At 72.3% G+C, this 18,030-nt stretch carries 17 protein-coding genes; 3 read left to right on the forward strand and 14 right to left on the reverse strand.

Annotated features, from left to right (window positions below; translation table 11 throughout):
* Positions 1-26: 26 nt before the first annotated feature.
* From truB to rimP, 6 genes are all read right to left on the reverse strand, one after another.
* Positions 27-896, reverse strand: coding sequence for a tRNA pseudouridine(55) synthase TruB (gene truB / locus RB608_RS11550; protein ID WP_308088047.1), 870 nt, complete (start codon positions 894-896; stop codon positions 27-29).
* The gene (gene rbfA, locus RB608_RS11555; protein WP_308088049.1) at positions 896-1,345 is read right to left on the reverse strand and encodes a 30S ribosome-binding factor RbfA; all 450 of its coding nucleotides are present in this window, start codon (positions 1,343-1,345) and stop codon (positions 896-898) included. Before rbfA ends, truB begins: the two co-directional genes overlap by 1 nt.
* A 136-nt stretch (positions 1,346-1,481) precedes the next feature.
* A complete protein-coding gene (gene infB / locus RB608_RS11560; protein ID WP_308088050.1) occupies positions 1,482-4,397 on the reverse strand; it encodes a translation initiation factor IF-2 in 2,916 nt (971 codons plus the stop codon).
* Positions 4,398-4,490: 93 nt separating this feature from the next.
* On the reverse strand, positions 4,491-4,862 hold the full coding sequence (locus tag RB608_RS11565; protein ID WP_308088052.1) for a YlxR family protein: 372 nt from the start codon (positions 4,860-4,862) through the stop codon (positions 4,491-4,493).
* An 85-nt stretch (positions 4,863-4,947) separates the two neighbouring features.
* On the reverse strand, positions 4,948-5,928 hold the full coding sequence (nusA, locus tag RB608_RS11570; RefSeq protein WP_308088053.1) for a transcription termination factor NusA: 981 nt from the start codon (positions 5,926-5,928) through the stop codon (positions 4,948-4,950).
* The gene (gene rimP, locus RB608_RS11575; RefSeq protein ID WP_308088054.1) at positions 5,928-6,443 is read right to left on the reverse strand and encodes a ribosome maturation factor RimP; all 516 of its coding nucleotides are present in this window, start codon (positions 6,441-6,443) and stop codon (positions 5,928-5,930) included. Before rimP ends, nusA begins: the two co-directional genes overlap by 1 nt.
* A gap of 71 nt (positions 6,444-6,514) precedes the next feature.
* Here rimP and RB608_RS11580 point away from each other — a divergent pair, with 71 nt between their 5' ends.
* Positions 6,515-7,027, forward strand: a complete 513-nt coding sequence (locus RB608_RS11580; RefSeq protein ID WP_308088055.1) for a hypothetical protein — start codon at positions 6,515-6,517, stop codon at positions 7,025-7,027.
* Positions 7,024-7,491, forward strand: coding sequence for a DUF4439 domain-containing protein (locus RB608_RS11585; RefSeq protein WP_308088056.1), 468 nt, complete (start codon positions 7,024-7,026; stop codon positions 7,489-7,491). Before RB608_RS11580 ends, RB608_RS11585 begins: the two co-directional genes overlap by 4 nt.
* Positions 7,492-7,794: 303 nt before the next feature.
* Here RB608_RS11585 and RB608_RS11590 read toward each other — a convergent pair whose 3' ends face one another.
* From RB608_RS11590 to RB608_RS11615, 6 genes are all read right to left on the reverse strand, one after another.
* Positions 7,795-8,505, reverse strand: a complete 711-nt coding sequence (locus RB608_RS11590; RefSeq protein ID WP_308088057.1) for an HAD family hydrolase — start codon at positions 8,503-8,505, stop codon at positions 7,795-7,797.
* Positions 8,506-8,573: 68 nt separating this feature from the next.
* Positions 8,574-10,355 (reverse strand): proline--tRNA ligase, encoded by a 1,782-nt coding sequence (locus RB608_RS11595; RefSeq protein WP_308088203.1) that lies wholly within the window; start codon positions 10,353-10,355, stop codon positions 8,574-8,576.
* A gap of 197 nt (positions 10,356-10,552) precedes the next feature.
* Positions 10,553-11,488 (reverse strand): hypothetical protein, encoded by a 936-nt coding sequence (locus tag RB608_RS11600; protein WP_308088058.1) that lies wholly within the window; start codon positions 11,486-11,488, stop codon positions 10,553-10,555.
* 18 nt (positions 11,489-11,506) lie between these two features.
* A complete protein-coding gene (locus tag RB608_RS11605; RefSeq protein WP_308088059.1) occupies positions 11,507-12,352 on the reverse strand; it encodes a GNAT family N-acetyltransferase in 846 nt (281 codons plus the stop codon).
* Positions 12,353-12,528: 176 nt separating this feature from the next.
* Positions 12,529-13,680, reverse strand: coding sequence for a flavodoxin-dependent (E)-4-hydroxy-3-methylbut-2-enyl-diphosphate synthase (ispG, locus tag RB608_RS11610; protein WP_308088060.1), 1,152 nt, complete (start codon positions 13,678-13,680; stop codon positions 12,529-12,531).
* Positions 13,681-13,755: 75 nt separating this feature from the next.
* On the reverse strand, positions 13,756-14,529 hold the full coding sequence (locus RB608_RS11615) for a TetR/AcrR family transcriptional regulator (protein ID WP_308088062.1): 774 nt from the start codon (positions 14,527-14,529) through the stop codon (positions 13,756-13,758).
* A 74-nt stretch (positions 14,530-14,603) separates the two neighbouring features.
* On the opposite strand from RB608_RS11615, the gene RB608_RS11620 reads away from it, so the two are divergent.
* A complete protein-coding gene (locus RB608_RS11620; RefSeq protein WP_308088063.1) occupies positions 14,604-15,005 on the forward strand; it encodes a VOC family protein in 402 nt (133 codons plus the stop codon).
* Between the two features lie 23 nt (positions 15,006-15,028).
* On the opposite strand, the gene RB608_RS11625 is transcribed toward RB608_RS11620, so the two are convergent.
* Together RB608_RS11625 and RB608_RS11630 are read right to left on the reverse strand one after the other, a co-directional pair.
* The gene (locus RB608_RS11625; protein WP_308088064.1) at positions 15,029-16,384 is read right to left on the reverse strand and encodes a site-2 protease family protein; all 1,356 of its coding nucleotides are present in this window, start codon (positions 16,382-16,384) and stop codon (positions 15,029-15,031) included.
* Positions 16,385-16,517: 133 nt separating this feature from the next.
* Entirely contained in the window at positions 16,518-17,984 is a 1,467-nt protein-coding gene (locus RB608_RS11630) for a carboxylesterase family protein (RefSeq protein ID WP_308088065.1), read from the reverse strand.
* Between the last annotated feature and the right edge of the window lie 46 nt (positions 17,985-18,030).

The following is an 18,030-nucleotide window of genomic DNA, read 5'->3' on the forward strand; positions in this document are numbered from 1 at the left end:
CCCACATCGACCGGCGGAGCCGAAGATCAGCCGACGAAGACGGCCGCCGGGCGGGCAGCCCCGCCCTCCGGGCGATAGAGCGCGAGGAACTCGCCGTCGGGGGCGAACACGCCCGTCAGCGTGTCGATCGCGAGCGGCAGCGGCCGGCCGTAGCGGACCGCCTGGGCCTGCTCGGCGTCGAGGTCCACCGCGGGGAAGCAGTCCCGTGCGGCCCGAGCGAGCGGGATGGGGGTGAGGTGGTCGAGATCGGCGTCGGCCTCGGCCAGCGTGAACGGGCCGACGGCCGTACGACGCAGCGCGGTCAGGTGCCCACCGACCCCGAGCGCCGCGCCGACGTCGCGCGCGATCGCCCGGATGTAGGTGCCGCTGGAGCAGCGGACGGTGATGTCCACGTCCAGCCGGTCGTCCACGACCCGCTGGTCGTGGACGTGCAGCGCGTGGACCGTCACCGGGCGCGCTCGGAGCTCGACCTGCTCGCCGTCACGCACGCGCTGGTAGGCGCGCTTGCCGTCGACCTTGATCGCGCTGACGGCCGTCGGCACCTGGAGGATGTCGCCGACCTGCGTCTCGAACGCCGCCAGGACGGGTCCCGGCGCCAGGTCGCCGGCTGGCGTGTCGGCGACCACCTCGCCCTCCGCGTCGTCGGTGGTGGTCGACCTGCCCAGGCGCACCGTGGCGTCGTACGCCTTCTCGGTGAGCATCAGGTGGCCGAGCATCCGGGTCGCCCGCTCGACGCCCAGCACGAGCACGCCGGTCGCCATCGGGTCGAGGGTGCCGGCGTGGCCCACCTTGCGGGTGCCCATCGCCCGTCGTACGCGGGAGACGACGGCGTGCGAGGTCATGCCCCCTGGCTTGTCGACGACGACGAGGCCCGACGGCACGCCGGAGGTGACCACTACTCGTCCTCGGCCTCGTTGTCGGGCTCGACCTCGCGCGGCTTCTTGTAGGGGTCGGCCTCGCCCGCCGGCTGAGCACCGGCCCGAGCGGCGGCGACGGCGGCGTCGGCCTCACGGACGCGCGCGAGCAGCTCGTCGAGGTGGCGCGCGTTCTCCGGTACGCCGTCGAACTCGAAGGCCAGTGTCGGGACATGGCGCATGCCGAGCTGCTTGCCGACCTCGGAGCGCAGGACGCCCTTGGCCGACTCCAGCGCGGTCGCCGTCGCCTGCTGGTCCGCGTCCTCGCCGAGGACGGTGTAGTAGATGGTGGCGTTCTGCGCGTCACCGGTGAGGCGGACCTCGGTCACGGTGACGAAGCCGAGGCGCGGGTCCTTGATCCGTCGCTCGAGCATCTCGGCGACGATCACCTGGATCCGGTCGGCGATCTTGCGCACGCGCGGGCTGGCCATGAGTCGATTCCTATCAGCTGGTGCAACGTGGTCGTTTCATCACGGTAGGTAGCCGAACCCCCGCTTCCCGTGCGGAGCTCGCCAGGAGAAGCGGGGGTCGACCTACCTACCGTGATGAACCGTCACCCGCGGAGCATCAGCTCCGGGGGATTTCCTTCATCTCGAAGGCCTCGACGATGTCGCCCTCCTTGATGTCCTGGAAGTTCTTGAGCACGAGACCGCACTCGAAGCCCTCCCGGACCTCCGCCGCGTCGTCCTTCTCCCGCTTGAGCGAGGCCAGGTCGAGGTTGTCGGCGATGACCGCACCGTCGCGGAGCACACGGACCTTCGCGTTGCGTCGGATGACGCCGTCGATGACCATGCAGCCCGCGATGTTGCCGATCTTGGACGAGCGGAAGATGGCGCGGATCTCGGCCTGGCCGAGGGTCTGCTCCTCGTACTCGGGCTTGAGCATGCCCTTGAGCGCGGCCTCGATCTCCTCGATCGCCTGGTAGATGACCGAGTAGTAGCGGATCTCGACGCCTTCCTTCTCGGCCATCTGACCCGCCTTGCCCTGCGGGCGGACGTTGAAGCCGATGATGATCGCGTCGGACGCCGCCGCCAGGTCGACGTTGGTCTCGGTGATCGCACCGACACCGCGGTCGATGACCCGGAGGTTGACCTCCTCGCCCACGTCGATCTGCGCCAGCGCGTCCTCGAGGGCCTCGACCGAGCCGGACACATCGCCCTTGAGGATGAGGTTGAGCTCCTGGCTCTCGCCCTTCTCCATGGAGGCCATGAAGTCCTCGAGGGTACGACGCACGCGGCGCTTGGCCTGCAGGGCCGCCCGCTCGCGCGCCTCACGCTTCTCGGCGATCTGGCGTGCCATCCGGTCGTCCTCGACCACGAGGAAGTTCTGGCCGGCGCCCGGGACGGACGAGAGGCCGAGAACCATCGCGGGCCGGGCCGGGTCGGCCTCGGTCAGCTCGTTGCCGTGCTCGTCGAGCATGGCGCGGACGCGACCGTGGGCCGGACCGGCGACGATCGAGTCGCCGACGCGCAGGGTGCCACGCTGGACCAGGACGGTCGCGACCGGACCGCGACCGCGGTCGAGGTGCGCCTCGATGACCAGACCCTGCGCGTCCTGCACCGGGTTGGCCCGCAGGTCGAGCGACGCGTCGGCGGTGAGCACGATCGCCTCGAGCAGCTTGTCGAGGTTGAGGCCGGCCTTGGCCGAGACGTCGACGAACATCGCGTCGCCGCCGTACTCCTCGGGCACCAGGCCGTACTCGGAGAGCTGGCCGCGGACCTTGGTCGGGTCGGCGGTCTCCTTGTCGATCTTGTTGACCGCGACCACGATCGGCACGTTGGCCGCCTTGGCGTGGTTGAGCGCCTCGACCGTCTGCGGCATGACGCCGTCGTCGGCCGCGACCACCAGGACGGCGATGTCGGTCGCCTGCGCACCACGGGCACGCATCGAGGTGAACGCCTCGTGACCCGGGGTGTCGATGAAGGTGATCCGGCGGTCGTTGCCGTCGACCTCGGTGTGGACCTGGTAGGCACCGATGTGCTGGGTGATGCCACCGGCCTCGCCGGCCACGACGTTGGCGTCGCGGAGCGCGTCGAGGAGCTTGGTCTTTCCGTGGTCGACGTGACCCATGACGGTGACGACGGGCGGCCGGATGACCAGGTCCTCCTCACCGCCCTCGTCGGCGCCGAACTCGAGGTCGAAGGTCTCCAGCAGCTCGCGGTCCTCGTCCTCCGGGGAGACGACCTCGACGACGTAGTTGAGCTCGTCGCCGAGCAGCTCGAGGGTCTCGTCGCCCACCGACTGGGTGGCCGTGACCATCTCGCCGAGGTGGAAGAGCATCTGCACGAGCGACGCGGCGTCGACGCCGATCTTCTCGGCGAAGTCGGTCAGGGACGAGCCGCGTGCCAGGCGAACGGTCTCGCCGTTGCCCTTGCGGACCCGCATGCCGCCGATCGTCGGGGCCTCCATGGCCTCGAACTCCTGGCGACGCGCCCGCTTCGACTTGCGACCACGACGCGCCGGACCGCCGGGGCGACCGAAGGCACCCTGGGTCTGGCCACGCTGGCCGGGACGACCGCCGCCACCGGGACGACCGCCGCCACCGGGGCCGAAGCCACCGGGACCACGCCCGCCACCGGGAGCACCGGCACCCGCACCGGCGCCACCGCGCCCGGGCGCACCGGCACCGCCGCGACCGGGGCCACCCGGACCACGACCACCGGGACCGGGACGACCGGGGCCACCCGGGCCACGGCCACCGCCGGGACCGCCCTGACCGAACGAGCCGGCGGACTTGGGCATCATCGCCGGGTTGGGGCGCGGCATGCCGGGACGACCGCCGCCACCGGCACCGGCCGGCGGGCGCGGGCCGGCCGGACCGGCCTCGCCCTCACGCGGCGGCGGGGCGGGACGACGACCCATGCCCTGGCTGGGCGCGAACGGGTTGTTGCCCGGACGGGGGGTGCCGCCGGGCTTGCCGACCGGGCGCGGAGCGGGAGCCGGCGCCTTCGGCGTCGGCGGCTTCGGCGCGGCGGGCTTGCCGGTCGGCGCGGGGGCGGCCGGGGCCTCCGGGGCCTCGGGAGCAGCCGGCGCCGCGGCCGCGGCGGGCTTCTCCTCGACCGCGGGCGCCTCGGGGGCGGCCGGGGCCTTGGCCGGGCCGGGCCGGGGGCCGGGACGGGGACCGCCCGGCTTGGCGGCAGGCGACTCGGCCACGGACGTCTCGGCGGCAGGCGTCTCGACGGCAGGGGCCGGCGCGACGGGAGCCGGCGCGGCAGCGGCGGCAGGGGCCTCGGGCGCGGCGGCGGCCTTCTTCGCCGGTGCCTGGGGAGCGGGCTTCGCCGCCTCGCCGGCGGCGTCGCCGGCAGGCTTCATCTTGGCGAGGAGCTCGGCTCCGTAGGTCGCCTCGAACTTCTTGACGGCAGGAAGCTCGATGCTCGAGGACGCAGTCTTGGCGAACTCTCCGATGTCACTCAGCATCTTGAGCGCATCGGCGCTCTTGATGCCGTACTGCTTCGCGAGTTCGGAAACTCGGGTCTTGGCCACGGTTCTCCTTCTGGCCCAGACCCGGGGTGGATCTCAGACCGTTGGTGGGTGGTGCAGAACGAACTGGCTCATCGCGAGGTACTCATCGAGTGCTCATGAGCTGTTGCTCCAGTCTCTGTCGGTCGGATCGGTCCGAGTCGCTGCTGCCTGGCTGGCGACGTACTCCCCCACCGGCACGCTGGACAGGCCACCCGCGCCCGGGGTGAACCGGAGCGCACGGGAGAAGGCCTTCCGCCGTACGGCGAGGTCGTAGCAGCCGGAGGTGGGGTGCAGGTGCGCTCCACGTCCCGGCGCGGTGCCGTCAGGATCGGGTACGACGACCGGGTGGCCGTCGGGGCCCGAGCCGGCGGTCACCCGCAACAACTCGCTTCTGGCGGCCCGCGCCCGGCATCCGATGCAGGTCCGGACGGGTCCCGGTCGGGGACGATCGTCAGGTCGCGCAGGGGAATTCAGTCGGCGTGCCACCAAGAACCGACTCTACCGCCTGGGGTGTCGAGTTAACGAACCGGGAGGCGTCGGCACGCCGCCTCGGCGGCATCCACGCGGACCGTCAGCCGGCTGCGCCGGCCTCCTCGTCGGAGTGGATGTCGATGCGCCAGCCGGTCAGCCGCGCGGCGAGGCGGGCGTTCTGCCCCTCCTTGCCGATCGCGAGGGAGAGCTGGAAGTCCGGGACGACGACCCGGGCCGAGCGGGCGGACTCGTCGACGACGGTCACCGACTGGACCTGCGCCGGCGACAGCGCGTTGGCGACCAGTTTCGCCGGCTCGTCGGACCAGTCGACGATGTCGATCTTCTCGCCGCCCAGCTCGGCCATCACGTTGCGGACCCGCTGACCCATCGGGCCGATGCAGGCGCCCTTGGCGTTGACGCCGGCGACGGTGGACTTGACCGCGATCTTGGTGCGGTGGCCGGCCTCGCGGGCGATCGCGGCGATCTCGACGGTGCCGTCGGCGATCTCCGGGACCTCGAGGGCGAACAGCTTCTTCACCAGACTGGGATGTGAGCGGGACAAGGTGACCTGCGGACCGCGCATGCCCTTGCGGACCGAGACCACGAGGCACTTGATCCGGGTGCCGTGCGCGTAGTCCTCGCCCGGAACCCGCTCGCTGGCGGGCAGATGTGCCTCGATCCGGCCCAGGTCGACGAGGACGTCGTCGGGGTTGCGTCCCTGCTGGATGACGCCGGACATGATGTCGCCCTCCTTGCCGGAGAACTCGCCGAACTTGATCTCGTCCTCGGCGTCGCGCAGGCGCTGGAGCATGATCTGCTTGGCGGTCGTCGCGGCGATGCGGCCGAAGCCGTCGGGCGTGTCGTCGAACTCGCCGACCTTGGTGCCCTCGGCGTCGAGCTCCGCGGCCAGCACGGTCACGTGCCCGGTCTTGCGGTTCAGTTCGACCCGCGCCTGGGCGACCGAGCCCTCGGTCTTGTGGTACGCCGTGAGCAGCGCCTGCTCGATCGCCTCGACGAGGACGTCGAACTTGATCTCCTTCTCGCGCTCCAGCGTCCGGAGGATGCTGAGGTCGATGTCCATCAGTCGGCGTCCTTGTCAGTCGTGTCTTTGCGGTTGAACTCGATCTGCACCAGCGCCTTGCCCAGGTCCCCGTAGGAGACCCGGCGCTCGGCGCCGGCCACCTCCAGCACCACGCCGTCGTCGTCGGACGCGCCGATCCGGCCGGTGACCGTCTCGTCGTCGGCGAGCGCCACCTTGACCAGCCGGCCTTCGTTGCGCCGCCAGTGACGCGGCAGTGTCAGCGGTCGGTCGACGCCACGGGAGGTGACCTCCAGCGTGTAGGGCAGCTCGCCGAGAGCCTTGGCGGCGCCGGCCGGGCCGTCGTCCTCCAGGACCCGGTCGATCACCTTGGTGGCGGCGGCGACGTCGTCGAGCGTGAGCCCGCCGTCGGTGTCGACGGCGATCCGGAGCACGCGGCGCTTCCCCGCCGGGGTGAGCTCGACGGCCTCCAGGTCGAGGCCGAGCTCGGCGAGAGGAGCGACGAGGACGTGCTCGATCCGCTCTGCTGTCGCTCCCTGAGCGGAATGAGTACCCATGGCGGGAGTCCTCCCCGTGTCCTGTTGTGGCTGTGCGGGTCCCACCCTACCCGTCGATATAGGGTCACCGCGTGCCCGACAGTCCCCCACCCGTCTCGCGGCGCCTGGTCCTCGCCGGCGGGATCGGCGGCGCGACGCTGGCCCTCACGGGCTGCGACCTGATCGACGACGTGCTCGGCGGCCCGGACGACACCGGCGCCCCGGGCGTGTCGGGCGCCGTCACGCCGACCGCCCCCGCCGCGGACGCCGACAGCAGCCTCGTCGGGGACACCGTCGAGGCCATCTCGACCACCGGCGCGCTGGCGGCCGCCGTCGCCGCGGGCTTCCCCGCTCTGGCCAGGCGCGGCGCCCGGCTGGCCCGGATCCACGACGCCCACGCGGCCGAGCTGGGCGGCGCCGTCACCGCCGCCGCGCCCGCGGTCCCGGGCGACCCGAAGCAGGCCTGGGCCACCCTGCTCGCGGCGGAGGCCGAGCTGCAGCAGCGGCTGGTCGCGGCAGCCCAGCAGGCTCACAGCGGCGCCCTCGCCCAGGTGCTGGCCGCCATGGCGGCGGCCCTGGCCCAGCAGCAGGCGGTCCTCGCATGAGCACCACCCCCGTCGCGCCGTCCCCCGGCACGGTCCCCGACGAGACCGACGCCGCGGTCGCCGCGCTCCAGACCACGTTGGCCGCCGAGCACGCCGCCGTCTTCGTGTACGGCGCCCTGGGTGCCCAGACCTCGGAGTCCGGCAGCCCGGACCTCTACACGGCGCTCACCGCGGCGTACGCGGTGCACCGCACGCGGCGCGACGACCTGATGGCCAGGCTGCATGCGGCCGACGCGGAGCCGGTCGCGGCCGAGCCCGGCTACGCCCTGCCCGCGGAGCTCGGTACGCCGGGCGCGGTCACCGCCCGCGCGCGCGAGCTCGAGGAGGCCGCCGCCGCGACCTACGCCTACCTCGTGGCCAGCACGGTCGACGACGCGCGCGCCTGGGCGATCCAGGCACTCCTCGATGCCGCGGTGCGTGGCCTGGGCTTCGGCGCCCGGCCGGATCGCCTGCCCGGTCTCTGACCCGACCCGCTCGCGCCAGGGCGAGCAGCGCGGCGCGCGCCCCAAAAACAAGCAGCGGTTCGCGACCTCCGACATCCGGGGAACTCCCGAGACGTCCCCCGAAGCCGGGGTCGCGAACCGCTGATGACCGGGGACAACGGTCATCGACGACGGGAGAGGTGGGGCTCGCCGATCGCCGTGTGCACAATCATGCAACAGAACGCGTCGGGGAGCCCGTCATCGCGATCCTCATAAATGTGCACTGCACAAACCTGCAGATCAGGGAGCCCTCACCTGAGCGTGGACCGGACGGCTCCGGGCGGTTCAGCGCCAGGGGGCGAGCAGCCCCGGCAGGTCGGCGAGCCGGCGGGCGACAGCGTCCGGCTCCCCCTCGGTGTGGCCGATCTGCTCGGCCGGAATGGCACTGTGCGGCACGTGGACCGCCCGCATCCCGGCGTTCTGCGCACCCCAGACGTCGTCGAAGAGCCGATCGCCGACGTACACGCAGGTCGCCGGGTCGCTCACGCCGACGGCGGCCATCGCGGCGCGGAACGCGTCGGGCGACGGCTTCGTCCAGGGGATCTCGCTGGTGTAGACGTCCCCGTCGATCAACTCGAGGACGCCGTCGCGCTCGAAGAACCCGCGGTGCCAGGCGCGCGGCCAGATCGTGTTCGAGAGCACGCCGACCTTGATCCCCTCACCGCGCAACCAGGCGAACAGCGGGGCGACCTCGGGGTCGGTGAGCGTGTGCGGCTCCCAGAACCCGTAGTAGGCGTCGAGCAGGTCGGGGTCGTGGTCGAGGCCGGCCGCGTCGAACAGGTCGGCGATCGTCGCGCTCTGCTGGTGGTCGCGGCTGCGCCCCCAGATCGCGCTGCCGGCCTCGTGCAGACGGGCGGCGTGGGCATGGTGGTCGTCGGAGGTGTCCGGCGTGGTCAGCACAGCCTGGGCGAGGGCGAGCGACTCCGCGTGGAAGTCGATGTCGTGCCAGGCGGTCAGCGTGCCGCCCCAGTCGAAGATGACCGCCTCGATCCCCATGGGCGAAACCCTAGAACACCGATCCCGGACCAGGTCGTTGCTCTCGACCGGTCCGGGCACGGCGGCCCTCAGCCGCGGACGATGCCCACGAGCGCGTCGACGGCGCCGGCGAGGGCGACCTCGTGGCGCTCGCCGGTGCGGCGGTCCTTGATCTCGACCACCCGGTTGTCGGGGTCGGCCACGCCGCGGCCGACCGTGACGATGGTCGGCACGCCGATCAGCTCGGCGTCCTTGAACTTCACCCCGGGGCTGATCTTGCCCGCGCGGTCGTCGTAGAGGACCTCGAGACCGGCCGCGACGAGACCGGCGACGAGCTCCTCGGCGGCGGCGAACACCGCCTCCTCCTTGCCCGCGGCGACGACGTGGACGTCGGCCGGGGCGACGTGGCGCGGCCAGCACAGGCCGATCTCGTCGAGGGTGTCCTCGGCGATCGCGGCCACAGCGCGGGTGACACCGACGCCGTAGGAGCCCATGGTCACGGTGACCAGCTTGCCGTTCTCGTCGAGGACCTTGAGGTCGAGCGCCTCGGCGTACTTGCGTCCCAGCTGGAAGACGTGGCCCATCTCGATGCCGCGCGCGGACTCGAGGGTGCCGTCCTCGCAGTTGGGGCAGGCGTCGCCGTCGCGGACCTCGGCGGCCTCGATGGTGCCGTCGGCCGTGAAGTCGCGACCGGCCACCAGGTCGATCACGTGGGAGCCGGCGACGTCGGCGCCGGTCACCCAGCGGGTGCCCTCGGCGACGCGCGGGTCGACGAGGTAGCGGATGCCGGAGGCGCCCTCCTCCCCCAGCACGCCGGGGCCGATGTAGCCCTTGACCAGCGCGGGGTGCTTCGCGAACGTAGCCTCGTCCATCGGCTCGACCTCGATCGGCTCGAGCTGGCCCTCGAGCCGCTTCTGGTCGACCTCGCGGTCACCGGGCAGGCCGATGGCGAGCGGCTCGCGGGTGCCGTCGGGGTGCTTGAGCAGGACGAGCACGTTCTTGAGCGTGTCGCCCGCAGCCCAGGGCCGGTCCGCACGCGGGAAGGCGGCGTTGAGGTGGTCGACGAGGGTGTCGATGGTCGGGGTGTCGGGCGTCGCCTCGGCATGGGCGGGCGGCGCGTCGCCCCATCCGTTCGCCTCCGTCGCCACGGCGACGGGCGGTCGGACCTTGACCGCCTCGACGTTGGCGGCGTAGTCGCAGCGCGTGCAGCGCACGTAGGTGTCCTCGCCGACGTCGGCCTTGGCGAGGAACTCCTCCGACTTCGAGCCGCCCATCGCACCGGCGGTGGCGCGGACGATCGCGTAGTCGAAGCCGAGCCGGTCGAAGATCCGGACGTAGGCGTCACGGTGGCGCTGGTACGACGCGTCGAGGCCGGCGTCCGTGACGTCGAAGGAGTACGAGTCCTTCATCGTGAACTCGCGCCCGCGCAGCAGCCCGGCGCGCGGACGCGCCTCGTCGCGGTACTTCGTCTGGATCTGGTAGAGGCTGAGGGGCAGGTCCTTGTAGGAGCTGTACATGTCCTTCACCAGGAGGGTGAACATCTCCTCGTGGGTGGGACCGAGCAGGTAGTCGCCACCCTTGCGGTCCTGCATCCGGAAGATGTTGTCGCCGTACTCGGTCCAGCGGTTGGTCGCCTCGTAGGGCTCACGCGGCAGGAGCGCGGGGAAGGACACCTCCTGCGCGCCGATCGCGTTCATCTCGTCGCGGATGATGCCCTCGATCTTGCGCAGCACGGCGAGGCCGAGCGGCAGCCAGGTGTAGATGCCCGGCGCGGCGCGGCGGATGTAGCCCGCGCGCACGAGCAGCCGGTGGCTCGCAACCTCCGCGTCGGCGGGGTCCTCGCGCAGGGTCCGAACGAACAGGGTCGACATCCGCAGCAGCTTCGGGGTCCCCGCGGAGAGCGGAGCGAAGCGAGCACTTCCGTGGGGTGAACTCACGGGCCGAAGCCTACGGCGCGCCGGGTCGGCACACGAACCGGTATCCGCGCCCGCGACCCGGGCGGTTCGGACGGGCCCTTCCGCAGGCGATACCGACATGCGAGGAGACCGTCACCTGTCGATGGCGACGGTCACCGCGGTCCTGTCGCGGGCCGTCTGAGCAGCAGCGCCCGGCTGTCATCCGGATCGGCCGCCGCGGGCCCGAGGAAGGGCGCGAGTGCCTGCGCGATCGCCTCCATGCGCGTCCACAGGCGTGGCGATCCCGTCGGCCAGTGACCGCCTCCGCGCAGCACGAACAGCTCGTCGCCGACGATCTCGACCTGGCTCGAGCGCCCCAGTTCGAGGACCCGGTCGACGACGCCGCTCTCCAGCAGACGGCCCAGGAGCGGGTACGCCGCCTTCGTCGACCAGATCCGCGTGCCCGCCGGGCCGTCGATCGGCTCCACGTCCTGCAGCGCCTTGACCCGCACCGGCATCGCACGCCCGACGAGGGTCCGTGGGTAGGACTCGCGCAGGCGGAACACGGCGTACCCGGCGTCGTACCCCCACGACTCGCCGATGCCGTCATCCCAGGTCTCCTCGTAGCTGGCGAGGACGAAGCCGCACGGACCGGGCACCTCGACGCGGTCGAGGTGACGACGCCGCCGCGCGGAGCCGAAGATGTGGGCCGCAGGCCGCGGCACCGACGCCTCGGGCTCATAGCGAAGTCCGTTGCGGCGCGCGAACTCGACGAGACGCAGCCGGCCGCGGGCCCGAGGTCCCCAGAACTCGTGACGCTGCCAGCCCAGCAGCGTGACGGCGACGACAGCGACGCCGCCGCACCACAGGGCGGACCAGGTGACCGACCGGACCCCGGCCCCTTCAGCGGCGAGCAGTGCCACCGGCATCGCGGCCATCGAAACGACGACCATCACCGCTGCCGCCGGATACGCCCACTGTCGCCACCAGCGCGCACCGGCCAGATCCGCCCCGTGGGTGCCGGCCACCGCCTCGGCCCGGAACCGCCGCCACCGCGCGCGGTCCGGGGTCCGGCTCAGCGGCGTCGTGTCGAGGCTCTCGAGATCCACGTCGGCGCTCCTCGTGCGTCAGAACATCACGGTCGCGAAACGGGCGGTCTCGGTGAACCCGACCCGCTCGTAGGCCGCGCGGGCCGCGTGGTTCCAGTCGTTGACGTAGAGCGAGACCGTGGGGGCGATCCGGGCCCGCACCTGGCGCACGACCGCCGCCATGCCCGCGGTCGCGAGCCCTTCGCCACGGCGGTGCGGCGGCACCCAGACCCCCTGGATCTGGGCGGCGTCGGGCGTCGCGCACGCGACCTCGGCCTTGAAGACGAGCTCGTCGCCGTCGTACCGGACGAAGGACCAGGCGCGCCCCACGAGCTGCGCGACCCGCGCCCGGTAGAGGTCGGCTCCCCCACCGACCTCCGGGGAGACGCCGACCTCCTCGGTGTACATCGCGACACAGGCCGGGTAGAGCGTCCGGAGGTCGTCCTGGGTCCCGCAGCGGACGCCGTGATCGGGCGCGACCAGCGGCTCGGTGTCGATGGCCAGGTGCCGCTGGTCCCAGCGGACGTCGCGCGGGTGGCCCCAGTCCGGGCGGACCTGGTCCCAGAACGCGCGAACGGCGTCCTGAGGGCCGACGATCGTCGAGGCCGTGCGGCGTCGGGCCAGCGCCCGCCCGGCGAACACCTCGGCGTCCTCGGGCGTGGCCTGGACCGGCACCAGGTTGGCCGCGACATGACAGGCGGCGACCAGATGGCCGCCGTCGAACCGGCCCCACATCTCGCCGCCGAGCCAGCGCGGCTCGAGGTTGGTGGTGTGGGCGCGGTGGATCGCGAACACGTTGACGACCGGGTCGCGGCCGGCGAGGGCCACGAAGGCGGAGAGGTCGGCCTGCGCGAGGACGCGCACGCCGTGCCGGGTGGTCAACACGGCCCGAGCCTAGTGGTGCGGCCCGCGGCGTGACAGGACGTGGCCATGTCGCGGCTCGGGTCGCCACCGTGGTACCCGCGGCCCCGACCGTCGTCGCCGGCTGCGGCGACCGGCTCTCGACTCTCGGCCTGGGTCTGGGTCTGGGTCTGGGTTCTGACCGACCGCGGCAGGCGCGATCAGCCGACGAACACGGAGGGCTCCGCGCCCTCGGCCGGCTCCATCGACTCGGCGATCTTCATCGCCTCCTCGATCAGGGTCTCGACGATCTCGGACTCGGGCACGGTCTTGATCACCTCGCCCTTGACGAAGATCTGGCCCTTGCCGTTGCCCGACGCGACGCCGAGGTCGGCCTCGCGCGCCTCGCCCGGGCCGTTGACGACGCAGCCCATGACGGCCACCCGCAGCGGCACCTCGAGGCCGTCGAGGCCCGCGGTGACCCGCTCGGCCAGCGTATAGACGTCGACCTGGGCGCGACCGCAGGAGGGGCAGGAGACGATCTCGAGCTTGCGGGGCCGCAGGTTGAGCGACTGCAGGATCTGGATGCCGACCTTGACCTCCTCGACCGGCGGAGCGGAGAGCGAGACCCGGATGGTGTCGCCGATGCCGCGCGAGAGGAGCGCACCGAACGCCGTGGCCGACTTGATGGTGCCCTGGAAGGCCGGGCCCGCCTCGGTGACGCCGAGGTGCAGCGGCCAGTCGCCCTGCTCGGCGAGCAGCTCGTAGGCACGCACCATGACGACCGGGTCGTTGTGCTTGACCGAGATCTTGAAGTCGCGGAAGCCGTGCTCCTCGAAGAGACTCGCCTCCCACACCGCCGACTCGACGAGCGCCTCGGGCGTGGCCTTGCCGTACTTCTCGAGCAGCCGCTTGTCGAGCGAGCCCGCGTTGACGCCGATCCGGATCGACGTGCCGTGATCGGTGGCCGCCTTGGCGATCTCCTTGATCTGGTCGTCGAACTTCTTGATGTTGCCCGGGTTGACCCGGACGGCGGCGCAGCCGGCCTCGATCGCGGCGAAGACGTACTTGGGCTGGAAGTGGATGTCGGCGATCACCGGGATCTGGCTGTGCTGCGCGATCTCGGGCAGCGCCTCGGCGTCGTCCTGGCTCGGGCACGCGACACGGACGATGTCACAGCCCGCGGCGGTGAGCTCGGCGATCTGCTGGAGCGTGGTGTTGACGTCGGAGGTCAGCGTCGTGGTCATCGACTGCACCGAGATCGGGTGGTCGCTGCCGACCCCGACCTTGCCCACCCGGATCTGACGGGTCGGGCGGCGGGGGGCGAGCACCGGCGGGGGCGCTTCCGGCATGCCGAGGCTGATCGACGTCATGACGTCAAGATTAGATGCTCCCCCGGCACCGGCCGCCATCGCCGGAGTCGTGACGCGCGCGATGCCGCAGGCACCTCAGCGGGCGCCCTCGATGAGAGCGGCCAGACCGTCGAGCGTCCGCGCCAGGCCGAACTCCCAGGCCCGTTCGGCACTCCACGCGCTGCCCTGGGCCGCACCAGCCGCGGCACCGATCCGGACCGCGCGCGGATAGGCCGCCGGGTCGAAGGCGCGCGCGAGGAGCGGCTGGTTGGCCGCCCACCACTCGGCGTCGCTCATCGCGGAGTCGGTGCCGACCCGAGCCGCGTCGTGCGCGGAGCGGCAGTGGGACTGCACGAACCCGAGCAGGTGGCTCAACGCTGCGTCGATTTCCACGTCGCTCAGCCCGGTGTCGTCGAGCGCCGCCAGTTCGTGCTCGTACTTCGTCATCACCCCCGGCCCCAGTGGCGGCCGGCTCAGCGCGGCCACCTCGGTGAGCCACGAATGGGCCGTGAGCAGGGTCCGGTTGGCCTGCGCCACGCCGGCGAGCCGCTCCCGCCAGGTCTCCCCCGCCCACGGCTCGCGAGGCATCCGTGCGTAGCGGGCGTCGACCATCAGGTCGAGCAGCTCGGGCTTGCCCGGGACATAGGTGTAGACCGACATCGCGGACACACCCACCCGCTCGGCCACCGCGCGCATCGTCACCGCGGCCAGACCCTCCGCGTCGGCGAGCTTGAGCGCCGCGTCGACGATCCGCCCCGGCGTCACCGACCGGGCCGGTCCCTTCCGGCGTGGCGGCGCGTCGGCCGCAGGCTCCCCCCACAGCAGCGCGAGCGTGCGGCTGGGCTCTCCCGAGCCGGTGTGGTCGGTCACGGGAACTATTCTCACACAGGTTCGTTATACGTTGTACATTGTACGCCGTACAGTGATTTCTGACAGGAGAGCCCATGCGCATCACCGCCACCGCCGTCTCCCTCAACGTCCCTGACGTCGAGGCCTCCGCCACCTGGGTGCGGCGACACCTGGGCTTCGCCGAGGAGATGGCCGCCGACGGGTTCTGCTCGCTCGCCCATCCCGACTCCGGCTGCCACCTGATCTACCTGCGCACCGGGCTCGCGTCCTTCAAGCCGGCGTCGGTCGCGGGGCGCGCCGACGGGCTGCTCGTCGTCTTCACCGTCGAGGACATCGACGGTGACTACGAGCGGCTGCGGCGCGAGGGCGTCGAGATCGTCACCCCGATCGAGACCGAGCCCTGGGGTGAGCGCTACTTCCAGATGGCCGACCCCAACGGGGTGGTCTACCAGCTCGTGCAGTGGGTCACGCCGACCGACCCCGCGTACGCCGACTGAGCCTGGATTCAGCCGGCGGGTCGCTACGACTCCAGGTGCACCGGCACGACGAGGTCGCCGACGATCAGCACGACGCCCATGACGAGCACCGCCATGCCGACGACGTACGCGATCGGAAGCAGCCTCGCCACGTCGACGTACCCGGGGTCGGGGCGACGGCGCAACCGGGCCCAGCCCCGCCGGATCGCCTCCCAGAACGCACCCGCGATGTGGCCGCCGTCGAGCGGCAGCAGCGGCACGAAGTTGAACATGCCGATGAAGAAGTTGAAGCCGGCGATGAGGAGGAACAGCGAGACCACCTTGCCGTCCAGCGGGATCTCCTCGTGAGCCGCGGTCTCGCCGGCCAGACGGCCACCGCCGACGATGCTGACCGGGCCCATCGGGTCGCGCTCCTCGAGGCCGACGATCGCCTTGGCGACGCCCCACACCTTCGCGGGCAGCGTGGCCAGGGACTTCACGACCTCGACGGTCATGTGGCCCATCTGCCCGACGGTGTAGACCACGCCGCCGGTGGTCGGGTGGCTGTCCGGGACGACGCCGAGGAAGCCGACCTCCTCGTCGACCTTGCCGCCGACCTCGTCGGGCGGGCGGACCACGGTCCGGGTCTCGACGGTGACCGGGCGGCCGTCGCGCTCGACCACGATCTCGGCCTGGTCGGTGCCGTTGGCCTTGACCAGCCGCTGGACCTGCTCCCAGCTCGTGATCTCGGTGCCGTTGAAGGACACGATCCGATCGCCGGCAGCGAGCCCCGCGGAGTACGCCGGCGTCGGCTGGTCGCGGACCTCCTCGTCGGTGCAGACCCGGCCGGACTCCTCCGGGGCGAGGACGCACGCGTTCACCTGCGCGATCGTCGTCTCGATCGCCTGGTCGCCCGGGTTGCCGTAGGTCGCGAAGACGCCTGCGAAGATCAGGAAGGCGATCAGGATGTTCACCGTCGGGCCACCGCCCATGACGATGACCTTCTTCCACCAGGGGAACTTGTAGAAGAGCCGGTCGGCGTCCTCGGGCCGGATCGTCTCCCACTCGGCGGCCCGGGCGTCCGAGATCAGCTGGGTGAACATACCGGTGTTGGACTTGCGGACCCGCACCACCTGGTTGCCGTCGGCGTCGGTCTCCACCTGGTCGGCGAGCTCGACGGCACCCGGTGGGAGCATCCCGACGATCTTGACGTAGCCGCCGAGGGGGATCGCCTTGACGCCGTACTCGGTCTCGCCGACCTGCCGGCTCCACACCGTGGGCCCGAAGCCGATGAAGTACTGCGTCACCTTGCCGCCGAACCTCTTCGCCGGGATCAGGTGGCCGAGCTCGTGCAGCCCGATCGAGGCGAGGATCGCCGCCGCGAAGACGACGACGCCGAGCAGGTAGAGCAGAGCGGTCATGCTGCGTTGTCCATGGTGGGGTGGGCTGCTGTCCTCGATCGGGGGCCGAGGCCCGGACGGTGGCGGAGCTGGCGGCAGAGCCGTCCCCCTGAGGGTACGTCGTGGGCGGCTGCCCCGGCGGACTCCCGGTCCGTCAGTGGGTGAACCGGGTGGAGTGCTCCGCCCAGATCGCCGCCTCGGCGCGCAGGTGCTCGGCCTCGATCCGGCCCGGCACGTCGATGATCCGGGCCGGCGATCTCGCCACCGTCGTCTCCGGCCAGTCCGCCCCCGGATCGCCGGTGGTCGCGAACGCCACCCAGGCGGCGCGCATCGTCGCGGAGACCTCGGCGGCGTCCGGGGTCGGCGGCCCGCCGAGCAGACGGTGGCTCTCGGGGCAGTCCAGGTTGCCGAAGACCAGCGGCAGGTCCAGCGCGTGGCAGGCGCCGAGCGCGCCGCCCAGGGCCGGGCTCGGCCAGCCGAGCTCGTAGCGGAGGGTGCGGCCGGCGCCGCTGCGCGCATGGGTCCGGGCCAGGTCCAGCGCGGTCATCCGGAACAGCCCGTCGGAGAAGAGCCGGGTGTGCAGGGCCCGGGTGCCCGCACCGTCCCCCACCAGCTCCCGGTACGCCGCCAGCCCGGTGTCGTCCAGACCGAGCGTCCGCGCCAGGGGCTCCGGGACCGTCGCCTCCTCCGGGAGCGCGAAGGTGAAGATCGTCGCCTCGTCGGCATTGGCGCCGACCAGCAGGTCGACCGCGTGGCCGTGCCCGGCGGCCAGGGCGGTGCCCGGCTCGGCGAGCACGGTCTCCCCGTCGACGACCGGGACGAAGGCCGGCACCGGGTCGCCAAGCGCGACCGGAGCCTGGGTCTGGGCCGCCAGCAGGACCTCGTCGGGAACATCGGCCAGGGCGGCCGCTGTGCCGGGCCGGCCGAGGGCGCCCGCGATCGCGGCGGTGACCTGTGCGGCGCGGGCGGGATCGGCCATCCCCGAGGCGGGGCTGCTCGCGATCGCGCGGACGAAGAGGCCCTTCGCCCGGGGCGTCGAGAGCAGGATCGCCACCGAGCTCCCCCCGGCGGACTCGCCGAAGACAGTGACCCGGCCCGGGTCGCCGCCGAACGCGGCGATGTTGTCGCGGACCCACTCCAGCGCGGTCAGCTGGTCGAGCAGGCCGCGGTTCTCCGGTGCGTCGGGCAGGCTGCCGAAGCCCTGGAACCCGACGCGGTAGTTGAGCGAGACCAGCACCACGCCGGACCGGGCCAGCGTCGCGCCGTCGTAGTAGGGCTCACTGCTGCTGCCCATCCGGAAGGCGCCGCCGTAGATCCAGACCAGCACCGGCAGCCCGTCGTGCTCGGTGTCGGGACGCCAGAGGTTCACGGTCAGGCAGTCGTGTCCGTCACCGGGGTTCCACAGCGAGGGTCGCGCGGCCAGGATCGAGTCCTGGACCGGGGCGGGGCCGAAGGCACCGGCATCGAGCACGCCGGTCCACGGCGACCGCGGCACCGGCGCGGCGAACCGGAGCGGACCGACCGGCGGCTCGGCGTACGGGATCCCGCGGAAGACCAGGACCCCGTTCTCCCGCCGGCCGCGCACCTCGCCGGCCGCGGTTCCTACGATCGGTTCGCTCACTGCTCGCTCCTCGGACGTCGAGAGGACGACGCCGGGGGCGCCGCGA

Origin of the sequence: Nocardioides sp. LHD-245, assembly GCF_030929495.1 — a bacterium.
Lineage (GTDB): Bacteria > Actinomycetota > Actinomycetes > Propionibacteriales > Nocardioidaceae > Nocardioides.

Excerpts from the sequence above, each read along its gene's own strand:
- rbfA (WP_308088049.1), bottom strand. The coding sequence starts at position 1,345 with ATGGCCAGCCCGCGCGTGCGCAAGATCGCCGACCGGATCCAGGTGATC.
- nusA (WP_308088053.1), bottom strand. The coding sequence starts at position 5,928 with ATGGACATCGACCTCAGCATCCTCCGGACGCTGGAGCGCGAGAAGGAG.
- rimP (WP_308088054.1), bottom strand. The coding sequence starts at position 6,443 with ATGGGTACTCATTCCGCTCAGGGAGCGACAGCAGAGCGGATCGAGCAC.
- RB608_RS11585 (WP_308088056.1), top strand. The coding sequence starts at position 7,024 with ATGAGCACCACCCCCGTCGCGCCGTCCCCCGGCACGGTCCCCGACGAG.
- RB608_RS11590 (WP_308088057.1), bottom strand. The coding sequence starts at position 8,505 with ATGGGGATCGAGGCGGTCATCTTCGACTGGGGCGGCACGCTGACCGCC.
- RB608_RS11595 (WP_308088203.1), bottom strand. The coding sequence starts at position 10,355 with ATGTCGACCCTGTTCGTTCGGACCCTGCGCGAGGACCCCGCCGACGCG.
- ispG (WP_308088060.1), bottom strand. The coding sequence starts at position 13,680 with ATGACGTCGATCAGCCTCGGCATGCCGGAAGCGCCCCCGCCGGTGCTC.
- RB608_RS11620 (WP_308088063.1), top strand. The coding sequence starts at position 14,604 with ATGCGCATCACCGCCACCGCCGTCTCCCTCAACGTCCCTGACGTCGAG.
- RB608_RS11625 (WP_308088064.1), bottom strand. The coding sequence starts at position 16,384 with ATGACCGCTCTGCTCTACCTGCTCGGCGTCGTCGTCTTCGCGGCGGCG.